The organism is Rhodocytophaga rosea, from assembly GCF_010119975.1.
Classification (GTDB): Bacteria; Bacteroidota; Bacteroidia; order Cytophagales; family 172606-1; genus Rhodocytophaga; species Rhodocytophaga rosea.
Map to the genome: position 1 here is coordinate 2604948 of NZ_CP048222.1, position 12553 is coordinate 2617500.

Annotated in this window: 10 protein-coding genes and 2 rRNA genes (1 of these 12 running past the window's edge); 9 read left to right on the plus strand and 3 right to left on the minus strand. The window is 38.6% G+C overall.

The window, feature by feature from the left end; translation table 11 throughout:
- Positions 1-130 precede the first annotated feature (130 nt).
- The 4 genes from GXP67_RS10920 (at position 131) to GXP67_RS10935 (ending at position 4676) form a co-directional block, all read left to right on the plus strand.
- On the plus strand, positions 131-1363 hold the full coding sequence (locus tag GXP67_RS10920; RefSeq protein ID WP_162443166.1) for a glycosyltransferase family 4 protein: 1233 nt from the start codon (positions 131-133) through the stop codon (positions 1361-1363).
- A gap of 126 nt (positions 1364-1489) precedes the next feature.
- Complete coding sequence (locus GXP67_RS10925; RefSeq protein WP_162443167.1) at positions 1490-2608, plus strand: glycosyltransferase family 4 protein; 1119 nt, start codon at positions 1490-1492, stop codon at positions 2606-2608.
- 72 nt (positions 2609-2680) lie between these two features.
- Positions 2681-3802 (plus strand): AMP-binding protein, encoded by a 1122-nt coding sequence (locus GXP67_RS10930; RefSeq protein WP_162443168.1) that lies wholly within the window; start codon positions 2681-2683, stop codon positions 3800-3802.
- Between the two features lie 424 nt (positions 3803-4226).
- The gene (locus GXP67_RS10935) at positions 4227-4676 is read left to right on the plus strand and encodes a hypothetical protein (RefSeq protein ID WP_162443169.1); all 450 of its coding nucleotides are present in this window, start codon (positions 4227-4229) and stop codon (positions 4674-4676) included.
- Between the two features lie 69 nt (positions 4677-4745).
- On the opposite strand, the gene GXP67_RS10940 is transcribed toward GXP67_RS10935, so the two are convergent.
- Positions 4746-5279, minus strand: coding sequence for a glutathione peroxidase (locus tag GXP67_RS10940; RefSeq protein ID WP_162443170.1), 534 nt, complete (start codon positions 5277-5279; stop codon positions 4746-4748).
- 239 nt (positions 5280-5518) lie between these two features.
- Here GXP67_RS10940 and GXP67_RS10945 point away from each other — a divergent pair, with 239 nt between their 5' ends.
- The 5 genes from GXP67_RS10945 (at position 5519) to lipB (ending at position 11448) form a co-directional block, all read left to right on the plus strand.
- The gene (locus GXP67_RS10945; RefSeq protein ID WP_162443171.1) at positions 5519-5860 is read left to right on the plus strand and encodes a DUF4296 domain-containing protein; all 342 of its coding nucleotides are present in this window, start codon (positions 5519-5521) and stop codon (positions 5858-5860) included.
- Between the two features lie 68 nt (positions 5861-5928).
- The gene (locus GXP67_RS10950; protein WP_162443172.1) at positions 5929-8328 is read left to right on the plus strand and encodes an endonuclease MutS2; all 2400 of its coding nucleotides are present in this window, start codon (positions 5929-5931) and stop codon (positions 8326-8328) included.
- Positions 8329-8444: 116 nt separating this feature from the next.
- Entirely contained in the window at positions 8445-9239 is a 795-nt protein-coding gene (locus GXP67_RS10955; RefSeq protein WP_162443173.1) for a thymidylate synthase, read from the plus strand.
- Positions 9240-9359: 120 nt separating this feature from the next.
- Positions 9360-10637: a fumarylacetoacetase gene (gene fahA / locus GXP67_RS10960; RefSeq protein ID WP_162443174.1), complete on the plus strand. Its 1278-nt coding sequence runs from the start codon at positions 9360-9362 to the stop codon at positions 10635-10637.
- Between the two features lie 94 nt (positions 10638-10731).
- Positions 10732-11448 (plus strand): lipoyl(octanoyl) transferase LipB, encoded by a 717-nt coding sequence (gene lipB, locus GXP67_RS10965; protein WP_162443175.1) that lies wholly within the window; start codon positions 10732-10734, stop codon positions 11446-11448.
- A gap of 69 nt (positions 11449-11517) precedes the next feature.
- On the opposite strand, the gene rrf is transcribed toward lipB, so the two are convergent.
- Both rrf and GXP67_RS10975 read right to left on the minus strand, forming a co-directional pair.
- Positions 11518-11629 (minus strand): 5S ribosomal RNA (rrf, locus tag GXP67_RS10970).
- Positions 11630-11774: 145 nt separating this feature from the next.
- Positions 11775-12553, minus strand: a 23S ribosomal RNA gene (locus tag GXP67_RS10975); it runs 2081 nt beyond the window's last position.

The following is a 12553-nucleotide window of genomic DNA, read 5'->3' on the forward strand; positions in this document are numbered from 1 at the left end:
CTAGAATATTTTTATCGCAATCGTATTAGCACAGAATTTTGTTTATGTCCCAAGTGTGTTCTTACCAAATTAAAGCCAGAGCAGAGCATAACTTAATTAGTTATTATTCTGCCAATACAACATTATATACATGAAGATTCTTATATCAGCTTATACCTGTAATCCTACAAAGGGTGGTGAATCTGCAAATGGTTACAACTGGGCTTACTATAATACTTTATTGGGGCATGAGGTTTGGTGCATAACAGTAATTAACTCTAAAAAATATATTGAACAATATTTAGCTAATCATCATGTACCCAATTTGCATTTCATTTATGTTGATGTAGCTGATTGGGTGCAACGCATGTATAAGTACCAACCAGGTGTTTATCTCAAATATCTTATATGGCAGAATAATGCTGCTAGAATAGCAAAAGAGCTAGACAAAAAAATAGATTTTGACGTAATCCATCATGTTACCTGGGGAAGCCTGCAATTGGGCACCGCTATGTGGCGTTTAAATAAACCTTTAATTTTTGGTCCGGTAGGCGGAGGACAAACAGCGCTTACTCCTTTTAAAAAATACTTTTTACATGGGTGGAGGCAAGAAATAACCCGCAAATGGATAAGCAAACTCCTTCTTGCTATTAATCCCAATGTGCGGAAAACAGTACGAAAAGCCAAAATTGTACTCGTAACTAATCAAGAAACGTATGTTATGGTTAAAGAATTAGGCGCAAACAATGTATCCTATTTTTTAGATACAAGCTTGCCAGAAAACTTTGCACCTGTAGCTGCACCCGAACTTCCCAAATCTGAAATACTTCGTATTTTGTGGGTTGGCAGGCTGATTGCCAGAAAAGGGCTTTCCCTAGTTTTAGAGGCTTTATCTAAAGTAAAGTCTGGTGTTCCTTTTCGTCTCACAATTTTAGGTGGGGGTCGCTTAAGTGAATTTGTACCAGGATGGATTAAGGAATACAAACTGGAGGGTAAAGTAGATTGGAAAGGGCAAGTACCGTGGGAAGAGGTAAAACAAGCCTATCAGACACATGATGTTTTTATGTTCTGTAGCCTGAGAGATTCTTTTGCCTCGCAGTTTCTGGAGGCAATGGCTTACGGACTTCCTATTATTACGCTAAATATTCATGGTATTAAAGCACTAGTACCAGATGATGTGGGTATAAAAGCGGAAGCAGAAAATCCAGATGATACACTTACTCAATTGGCTGCAGCTGTAGAATATATGTATCAACATCCTGCTGAACGTATTGCCTTTGGGAAAAAGGGATATGAATTTGCTAAAACTCAAGTCTGGCCAATTAAGATAGGTCTGATAAATACTTATTATGAGAAGTACAGCCATTCAAATTTTAAAGTATAAAGTAGTATATTACAAAATTTACTGAGTAATCATTCCTTTTCAAACCTGGGCTTTAGTTAGTTCTGTATAATTATTCATTAAACATTCAATATTGGGTTAACCTATCTATTCAGGAGCTATTCTTTCATGAAAAAAGTACTTATTATTCAAAGATTGCTGCCTCACTATCGTGCTGATTTTTTCAACCGCCTCAAACAAAAATTAGATGCTCAAGGAGTAGAACTTACACTTCTTTATGGAAAAGATGAGAAGTCGGCAAAGAAAGATGAAGTTGAAATTAGCTGGGCAACCTATATTCCTACTCGCACATTTCACCTGGGAAAAATAGAACTATTCTGGCAGCCTGGACTTGATTATCTCAAAGATAAAGAGTTAGTCATTATCGAACAGGCCAATAAAAACTTAATCAACTATTTATTAATTGCCAGAAGACAGTTTACCAACCAGAAAATTGCCTATTGGGGTCATGGCCGCAACCGGCAAACGCAGGAAGATAGTTTCCGGAATTCTTTTAAAAAATTTTTCATCAATCAATGTGACTGGTGGTTTGCTTATACTCAGCAAGTAAAAGATTTTCTGGTTTCACAGTCTTTTCCGCAAGATAAAATTACCTGTGTACAAAACGCGGTAGATACCTCCGGCATGCTAAAACAGTATGCTACTGTTTCTGATGAAAGTTTAACGCAGCTCAGAAATGAATTAGGTATTTCTGAAACTGATCAGGTAGCTATATTCTGTGGAGGTATTTATAAAGAGAAGCGAATCAGCTTTTTGATAGAAGCCTGCGACTTAATAAAAAAATCAATACCTAACTTCCATATCGTTGTAGTTGGTTCCGGTACAGATGCGCATTTGGTAACAGAAGCGGCACAAAGCCGGAAGTGGATACATTATGTAGGTCCTAAATTTGGTATTGAAAAAGTAAAACATTTCAAAATATCTTCTTTATTTCTGATGCCTGGTTTACTGGGGTTAGCTGTATTAGATTCATTTGCTTTACAAACACCTACAATTACTACAACCTATCCATATCATAGCCCGGAAATAGAATATCTAGAGCATAATATAAATGGCATTATTACTGAAGATAACGTACAAGCATATGCAAATGCTGTAGTAGAATTGTTACAAGCAGATGACCAGAGAAAAAAACTAGTAGAAGGCTGTAGAATTTCGGCAGGTAAATATACAGTAGAGCAAATGGCCGAAAATTTTGCCAATGGAATTATAAAATGCCTTCAATAATAAAGATTTTAAGTTATTTCACTGTTGTGTAGCCTTTTATAGCTTTGTCATAGATCTACTTGTATATGCTGTATGAGCTCTCAAAACTATTCGTCATCTAAGGAAGGAATCTGGCTGAATGATAGGTTTGTCTCATTTATTTCTATTGGGAGTAACGATTTTCCATCCGATATTAGCCCAGATGAACTTCAAGCCTTGCATTTTTGTCAGGACTGGCTAAAGGGCTCTGCAACATTTATTATTCACACCTCTGGCTCTACCGGCCTACCAAAATCAATCCATCTCAACAGGGATCAGATGATCCAGAGTGCTCTACTTACCGGAAAAATGCTGCAATTACAAGCAGGTGATTCAGCACTGGTCAATCTGAATACGCAGTACATTGGTGGCATGATGATGTTAGTAAGAGGAATGGTTTTGGGGTTGAACCTATGGATTGTACCACCTAGCCTGATTCCCTTGAAAGAATTGCCATCACATCTGTATTTTGATTTTTTATCTTTTGTTCCTGTGCAACTACAGGCTGTTTTAGAAAATATGCCGGACCGTATCACCACATTAAATAAAGCAAAAGCTATTTTGCTTGGGGGTGCACCAGTAAGCCAGGGACTTGAGAAGCAACTGCAACAGATAGAGGCACCTATATATCAAACCTATGGCATGACAGAAACGCTGTCGCATGTTGCACTAAAAAGAGTTAATGGAGTTGAGAAAAAAGAGTATTATACCACTTTGCCTGGTGTAGAGATCACAACTGATGAACGAGCGTGCCTGGTTATTAGGGCTCCCTTTACAGGTGCTCAACCCATCGTAACCAATGATGTGGTAAAACTACTTTCCCCAACTACTTTCAACTGGCTTGGACGTATAGATAATGTGATTAACAGTGGTGGCATTAAGATACAGGCTGAGAGAATAGAAAGAATTACTGAGCAGGTTTTATTAGTTAGCCAGATAAACCGGCGATTTTTTATTGGCTCCTTACCGCATGCCCAGCTGGGTGAAACAGTTACCATATTTATGGAAGGCAATGCCCTCTCAAAAGAGGCAGAAACGCAGCTATTACATTCTATAGCCGTTCTCACTAACCGATTTGAAAAACCTACTTCAATAGTTTACATTCCCGCTTTCCTCGAAACTCCTTCAGGCAAAATTGATAAGCCTCAGACAATACGCCTGTATACAGGATTGTAAACTCGTTCTTCCGTTTTTTACTTTAATGACCTGCCTGCAATACTTTGTTGGTTAATGCCATAGAGTTAGCACCATACTCTTCACTTATCTATTCCTATCAACCATTTATCCAGTGATTTTACCGGATATACCTGTTTTTTACATTTAATCTTTTTTTTCAGTTTCCGACGGTTACTTTCTTAAAAACCTCCCATAAAACCCAAAATAACAACAGCAGCTAGTTTTACAATCTTAATAAAAAGCTTATTCAAACATAAATACTAACGTTTACTGATAATTTAATATTATAAAATATCATATGTATTAGGAAGATACTTGTGATAAAGGCTTTTAAATATTGTGCCTAATCAATTTAATCAACAAAAATATATAACTCATTTTAATATTTTAATCATTTATCAAACCAATTAACAATCTACACACAATGAAAAATTTTAGAGTACAATTCTTTTTAATTGCTTTAGCTTTTGTAACCGTATTTAGTGCTTGTAAAAAAGATGATGCCCCAGGTGCAAAGCCTAAAACCACAGCTGAAAAAGTAGTAGGTAAATGGAATATCAAAAAAACAACAATTAGAACATACGTAGACGAAGATTTATTCGATACAGAAGAAGACAATGGAGTGGCAGGCGATTATGTTGAATTTAATAATAATAAGACCTACGTTTCTTTCACAAAAGATGATGGTCTGGATTCTGGAAGCTATGAAATATTGAATGAAAGTTCAATGACTATTACAATGGATGGTGATAAATTAACTGCTAAAGTTGAGAAATTAGATGAGAAAGAATTTACATTCACCAGTACTTTCTCTGAAACTGACGATGACGGAACTAACTATAAAGTAGTAGCTACTTTCGAATTAGCAAAATAACTAAATAACAAATAAATATATAAAAAGAGTGGGCATACGTCCACTCTTTTTGTTTGTAAATCAGGCTCTTTATACTTTTTCGTTTACCGGACTGGTCTTGATAGGTTGAGCCACATGAAGTAATTTTTCAATATAGGGAGCTATTTTCTCTGGCTTGGTAATAGGCGCAAAACGTTTATAGGGTTTGCCTTCTGCATCAATAAGAAATTTGGTGAAATTCCATTTGATATCGCTTCCCAGAATCCCTCTAAGCTTAGATTTGAGAAATTTGAAAATAGGATGTGCATTCTCTCCATTTACCTCAACTTTATCAAACATAGGAAAGCTCACGCCATAATTTATCAGACAACCTTCTTCAATTTCTTTTTTGTCACCGGGCTCTTGATTACCAAATTGGTTGCAAGGAAATCCCAGAACTACCAGTCCTCTATCTTTATATGTTTGGTAAAGTTTCTCTAGTCCTTCATATTGGGGAGTTAACCCACATTTGCTGGCTGTATTTACCACCAGGATTATTTTACCCTGGTATTGTTCCATAGCAATTTCTTTTCCCGCCAGCGATGTAGCCGACAGTTCATAAAAATTCTTGTTTTTTATATTCATAAATTAATCAATGTGGGTTGTTTGTAAAGAATAACAGTAGTTCTACGTAAATGTTCTATGAAAGAACAGATATATGAAAAGTAAGATTTCTTGTACGATCATGTATTACACTGATAAAGAAGGATTTTTTTATACTAAGCATACTATTCTGCCGGGATAAAAAGCTAAACAGAACTTAAATTCTTAAAATACTGTATACTTTCCGGCACAAACCTTGTGATTTACACTAATTTTGTGCCGTGAAAAAAATAGTAATTATCTCCTTTTTGTTCCTGCTTTCCTGTGGTGAACCCGACAATAAACCTGAAGGTCTGCTTTCGAAAGAGCAAATGATCAATATACTTACTGACATCCATATTGCAGAAGCCAAAGCAAACCGCTCACAGCTCCGGTCATATGATTCGATACAGGTATATTATAAGTCGCTTGAAAAAGATGTTTTTAAGAAATATAAAGTAGATACTACTGTATACAAACAGAGTTATACTTACTACCTGGAACACATGGAGGTGATGGACGAAATTTATACAGCTGTAGTTGATACCTTAAACATGCGGGAAGGCTTCAGCCGAATTGAATAAAAAATTCTGGTGGGGAAACTAATCCAAATACTAATCCTCAACCAGAGAACATTAACAGACACAAACAAATGTTATATCCTAATACCATTGAACAAAAGCTTGGATTTGATAAAATCAGGGAATGGCTGAAAACAGAATGCATCAGTACCCTTGGCCAGGCGTTTGTAGATAAACTCCGGTTTTCCAACGACTTTGACCTAATTACTAAGCTGATTGGCCAAACAGCAGAATTCAAGCAGATTTTACAGCATGAAGGTGATTTTCCGGCCAGTAATTATATTGATGCCAATCCACACCTGACCAAAGCTGCCATAGAAGGCACATTTTTGTCAGAGGAAGAATTTTTTGAAGTACGGCTTTCGCTTCAAACTATTTATGCCTGTCTGCAATTTTTCGAAAAACGGGATTCAACAGATTATCCTCATTTAAGGGAACTTAGTAAGAGTATAGACGTTGACATTACCCTGCTCAAAGCCTTGGATAAAGTATTCGATAACCGGGGCAAACTGAAAGATGATGCTTCTCCGGAACTTCAATCCATCCGCAGGCAAATTATTTCTGAACAAAGCAATCTGCGCAAGCGGCTGGATAGTTTGCTAAAATCTGCCAAAAGCCAGGGATATGTTTCTGAAGATGTTTCCCTAACGATCCGTAATGGACGAATGGTAATTCCATTGAATGCGGAGCATAAGCGGAAAATTAAGGGATTTGTTCACGATGAATCGGCTACTGGCCAGACGGTTTTTCTGGAACCCACCGAAGTATTCGACATCAACAACGAAATAACAGAATTAGGTTATAAAGAAAGAAGAGAGGTAGTCCGGATTTTAACGCAGCTTACTAGCCAGCTACGTCCGTTTGTACCACAACTGAGGAAAGCCTATACTTTTCTGGGGTTGATGGATTTTATCCGGGCCAAAGCAAAATTTGCCATCCGAACAGAAGCGGTTAATCCAGTATTTGTGAAACAGCAGCTTATGAACTGGGAAAACACAAGGCATCCGCTCCTATATTTATCATTCCAGAAACAAGGTAAAACAGTAATCCCTTTATACATTAAACTCGATCACAAACAGCGTATCTTAATTATTTCCGGTCCGAATGCTGGCGGTAAGTCCATTGCTTTAAAAACTGTAGGCTTAACCCAGTATATGTATCAGAGCGGATTGCTGGTTACGATGGCCGAGCATTCCCAGATAGGTTTATTTAAAGATATTTTTATTGACATTGGAGATGAGCAGTCCTTGGAGAATGATCTGAGCACTTATAGCTCTCACCTCACCAATATGAAGCAATTCCTCAAACTGGCTGATAAACATTCCCTGTTTCTGATCGATGAATTTGGTACCGGTACTGAACCTAGCCTGGGCGGGGCTATTGCTGAAGCTATTCTCGAAAAGCTGAATGAATCACGAGCCTTTGGGGTAATTAACACGCATTATACCAATCTGAAGTTTTTTGCAGAGCATACCGAAGGCTTAACTAATGGCGCTATGCGTTTTGATGTACAGCATTTAGAGCCCTTATATCAGCTGGAAATTGGTAAACCAGGCAGTTCTTTCGCTTTTGAAATTGCCAACAAAATTGGCTTGCCTCAACAAGTGATTGCCAAGGCAAAAGAGAAAGTCGGCGATAAACAAGTCAACTTCGATAAACTCTTACGGGAATTAGAGTTAGAAAAGAAAAAATTCCTGGTTAAGAATCAAGAGGTAACGAATAAAGACAAAAATTTAAGCCAGACACTTAAAGAGTATACAGAACTTAAATCGCATCTGGATACAGAAAAGAAAAAGCTCTTAAATCAAGCCAAAGAAGAAGCCAAACGTCTGGTTCGGGAAGCCAATCAGAAAATAGAGCAAACCATCCGGGAAATTAAAGAAAACAAAGCAGATAAGGAAGAAACCAGGCAATTACGGAAAGAACTCCAGAGCTTTGATGAATCTTTAAAACCCGAATACATCGTTGCGGAACCAGTGGAAGAAATTCAGGTACTGGATGGAGAAATTGAAGTAGGAGACTTAGTGCGCATTAAAGGACAAACTGCCGTTGGAGAAGTTCTCTTTGTAAAAGGAAAAGATGCAGAGATACGAATTGGAGAGCTAAAGTCTAACATTAAACTTAACCGTTTAGAAAAAATCAGCCGCAAAGAATACAGGGCTTCTGTACCTGAAAATCTGAATATTCCCCGGATGCAGGGCATTGACATTAATGAGAAGATGGCAAATTTCAGCTATCAGCTTGATCTGCGGGGTAAAAGAGGAGAAGAGGCTTTAACTGAACTGGATGATTTTATTGATGATGCGTTGATGCTAGGCACGCATGAAGTGCGTATTGTTCATGGCAAAGGCGATGGTATTTTAAGAAACTTAGTAAGAACACAATTAAGAAAATATTCCCAGGTAAATTCCTTCACCGACGAACATGCCGACCGGGGCGGCGCAGGCGTGACTATTGTTAAGATGAAATAAGCTTGTTTTCGGACTTATTTAGAATTTCCAGTACACTCTTGCATTAATTTCTAACCATTGCTTGTAGTTAAGGCAATAACCGCCTAATTTCACTATCATAACTGTACCCTAAACCTATGAAACAATACCAGGATTTATTGCGCCATATTCTTGAAACCGGAGTAAAAAAGGAAGACCGTACTGGTACAGGTACGCTCAGTGTGTTTGGTTACCAGATGCGGTTTGATTTATCAGAAGGCTTTCCACTGGTTACAACCAAAAAAGTACATACAAAATCCATTATACACGAACTGCTCTGGTTTTTGAAAGGAGAAACCAATACTAAATATTTGAAAGAAAATGGCGTATCGATCTGGGATGAATGGGCCAATGCAGAAGGAGAATTAGGTCCGGTATATGGGAAACAATGGAGAAGCTGGGCAACTCCTTCCGGAGAAACCATCGACCAGATTTCACAGGTAATTAAGCAAATAAAAACAAATCCTGATTCACGCCGCCTGATTGTAAGTGCCTGGAATGTAGCAGATATTAACCAGATGAAACTTCCACCCTGCCATGCTTTTTTTCAGTTTTATGTAGCAGAAGGTAAACTTTCCTGTCAGTTATACCAGAGAAGTGCCGATGTATTTCTTGGCGTTCCTTTTAATATTGCTTCGTATGCCTTGCTTACTATGATGGTCGCACAAATTTGCAATTTGCAGCCTGGTGAATTCATCTGGACTGGTGGAGATACACATTTATACTTAAATCATTTAGAACAGGTACAATTGCAATTATCACGTGAGACAAGGCCATTGCCAAAGATGAAATTGAATCCTGCCATAAAAGATATTTTTAAGTTTACTTATGAAGATTTTACATTGGTAGATTATAACCCTCATCCAGCTATCAAAGCACCAGTAGCTGTATAGGTGGCTATTGTTACTTAACTCCATCTTTCAGGCAAGAAGCTAAAACTAGTTGATATTATGTATATTATAATAGACATTAACCAGACTCCTTCTTTCTAGTGTTGAATTACCTTCTTTACTATGGTTTCTGCTAATGATCCAAGTTTAAAATCGTGGGTAGCTATTCCGGCTGATAGTGATTTTCCTATTCAGAACCTGCCATTTGGAATTTTTAAGCCTAAAATTGGATCTTCACGGGTAGGAGTAGCCATAGGAAACTATGTATTGGATTTACAAATATTGCAGGAATTAGGGTATTTCGATAGTCTGCATCTTTCTAATCGAACTGTATTTAGTAAGCCATACCTAAATGATTTTATAGCTTTGGACAAACCGGTCTGGCAAGCGGTACGGCAACATTTGTCGGAGTTACTGAGACATGATAACCCAAAGCTTCGGGATAATTACGCACATAAATCACAGATACTCCTCTATGATACGGATGTTACTATGCAAATGCCGGTAAAAGTTGGAGATTATACTGACTTTTATTCTTCTATGGAACATGCCAGCAATGTAGGTTCGATGTTCCGTGATCCAGCCAATGCCCTGCTTCCTAACTGGAAACATTTACCAGTAGCCTATCATGGAAGGGCTTCTTCTATTGTGGTATCAGGCACAGACTTTCATCGGCCAAAAGGACAAATCAAACCTGCTGATGCTCCATCCCCTATTTTTGGACCTACTCAGCAACTTGATTTTGAACTGGAAATGGCATTTATTATAGGGAAAGATACCAAGTTAGGAGAAAACGTGCCTGTTGAACAAGCAGAAGACTATATTTTTGGAATGGTCTTGTTCAATGACTGGTCCGCCCGAGATATTCAATCCTGGGAATATGTACCGTTAGGACCATTTCTGGGCAAAAACTTTGCTTCTTCTATTTCTCCCTGGGTAGTTACGCTTGATGCGCTTCAACCATTCAAAACAAGCGGTCCGGTTCAAGATCCAGCTGTGTTACCTTACCTGCAATACAGCAGCGAAAAAAATTACAATGTTCAACTGCAAGTAGCAATTCAGCCACAAAAAGGTACAGAAAAAATTATTTGTACCTCCAATTCCCGTTATCTGTATTGGAATATCTTCCAGCAACTGGCACATCACACAGTAAACGGATGTAATATTAATATAGGAGATGTATTTGCTTCAGGTACAATCAGTGGACCTACTCCGGAAGAGTTTGGATCGATGCTTGAACTTACCTGGAGGGGTACAAAACCTTTGTATCTGAATGATGGCTCAACCAGAAAATTTTTACAAGATTATGATTCGGTAATTATGCGGGGATTTGCTCAAAATAATGGTGTTAAGATAGGTTTTGGGGAAGTCAGAGGAAAAGTGTTGCCAGCAAAAGAGTAGGCATAACTTGAAAAAAACCTTGTTTAAAATTTATTTGTTAAGCCTCTATAAACAAGAATTATCAAAATTAAAATCTGACTTTTCTTAAACAATTGTGAATCATATTCTGAATAATAGAGTACAAGTACAACAATTAGGAGTTATTGATTACGAACAGGCATTGAATACTCAAATAGATTTATTCAACCAAATCGTGCAACTCAAAATTACCAATCGAACTATTCCTGAAAGCTTACAAAAGCCTACGCCAAATTACTTAATTTTTTGCCAGCATCCGCACGTTTATACTCTAGGAAAGAGTGGCAAGGAAAGTAATTTATTAATTAGCCAGGATAAATTAGCTCAGCTAAATGCTTCTTATTATCCTATTAGCCGGGGAGGCGATATCACTTATCATGGGCCGGGGCAAATTGTAGGATATCCCATTTTTGATCTTGAGAATTTTTTTGCTGACATTCATCAATACTTGCGTTTTATAGAAGAAGCCGTGATACGGACATTAGCTGAATATACGATCGAAGCAGGACGTATTCCAGGGTTAACTGGAGTTTGGATAGATCATCTATCTGATAAAGCCAGGAAAATTTGTGCGATTGGTGTAAAAACAAGCCGATGGGTAACTATGCATGGATTCGCTTTTAATATAAATACCGACTTATCCTATTTTGACTACATTATTCCCTGTGGCATTAATGATAAATCAGTCACATCGCTGAGCCATGAATTAGGCAAACAACAAGATTTACGTGAAGTAGAAGACAAATTACAATACCATTTAAGTACATTATTGGGGCTTCAAATAGAAAAATAAATACCAAAGCACACAAACAAAAAAGCCTCATCTGAGAAGAGGAGGCTTTGATGGAGGATTAGTAAATGGGGTTGGCGAGAACCTACTCTCCCACCGGTGAAGGCAGTACCATCGGCGCGACAAGGGCTTAACTTCTCTGTTCGGAATGGGAAGAGGTGAACACCTGTGCTTACTCACCATTAGGCTTTTGTCAGCTTTGTCCTGCTTTTCTAGCAGTGTAATCCTGACTATTTCTTAATGATGTTATTAACAAGAGGGGAGAAAACAGTAAGTCATAAAGCAAGTATAAGTACTTGGAGCAAAGAAAGCATAGGTAATCTACATTGGTAAAGAAGTGTTTGGGTAATTAGTATGGCTCGGCTGAAAGTCTTTCAACTCTTGTACCTGCCACCTATCCACGTTTTAGTCTCAAACGACCCTTATAAAGAGAACTCATCTTGAGGTCAGTTTCGCACTTAGATGCTTTCAGCGCTTATCTGCTCCAGGCATAGCTACTCTGCACTGCAGTTGGCACCACAACAGATACACCAGCGGCCTGTCCAACCCGGTCCTCTCGTACTAAGGTCAGCGCCTCTTCAATTCTCTTACGCCCACAACAGATAGGGACCGAACTGTCTCACGACGTTCTGAACCCAGCTCGCGTGCCACTTTAATCGGCGAACAGCCGAACCCTTGGGACCTTCTCCAGCCCCAGGATGTGACGAGCCGACATCGAGGTGCCAAACCTCCCCGTCGATGTGAGCTCTTGGGGGAGATCAGCCTGTTATCCCCGGCGTACCTTTTATCCTTTGAGCGATGGCCCTTCCATTTGGAAACCACCGGATCACTATATCCTGCTTTCGCACCTGATCGACTTGTTGGTCTCACAGTCAAGCACCCTTCTGCTATTGCACTCTAATGTACGGTTACCAAGCGTACTGAGGGTACCTTTGAAAGCCTCCGATACTCTTTTGGAGGCGACCACCCCAGTCAAACTACCCACCAAACAATGTCTCCGTTTCCGGATTAGGCTCTAAGTAAATCAAGGGTGGTATTTCAACGTTGGCTCTGCGATGCCTAGCGACACCGCTTCACTGCCTCCCACCTATCCTACACATGATTTACC

Excerpts from the sequence above, each read along its gene's own strand:
- GXP67_RS10950 (WP_162443172.1), top strand. The coding sequence starts at position 5,929 with ATGTTATATCCTAATACCATTGAACAAAAGCTTGGATTTGATAAAATC.
- GXP67_RS10920 (WP_162443166.1), top strand. The coding sequence starts at position 131 with ATGAAGATTCTTATATCAGCTTATACCTGTAATCCTACAAAGGGTGGT.
- fahA (WP_162443174.1), top strand. The coding sequence starts at position 9,360 with ATGGTTTCTGCTAATGATCCAAGTTTAAAATCGTGGGTAGCTATTCCG.
- GXP67_RS10955 (WP_162443173.1), top strand. The coding sequence starts at position 8,445 with ATGAAACAATACCAGGATTTATTGCGCCATATTCTTGAAACCGGAGTA.
- GXP67_RS10940 (WP_162443170.1), bottom strand. The coding sequence starts at position 5,279 with ATGAATATAAAAAACAAGAATTTTTATGAACTGTCGGCTACATCGCTG.
- GXP67_RS10925 (WP_162443167.1), top strand. The coding sequence starts at position 1,490 with ATGAAAAAAGTACTTATTATTCAAAGATTGCTGCCTCACTATCGTGCT.
- GXP67_RS10930 (WP_162443168.1), top strand. The coding sequence starts at position 2,681 with ATGAGCTCTCAAAACTATTCGTCATCTAAGGAAGGAATCTGGCTGAAT.
- GXP67_RS10935 (WP_162443169.1), top strand. The coding sequence starts at position 4,227 with ATGAAAAATTTTAGAGTACAATTCTTTTTAATTGCTTTAGCTTTTGTA.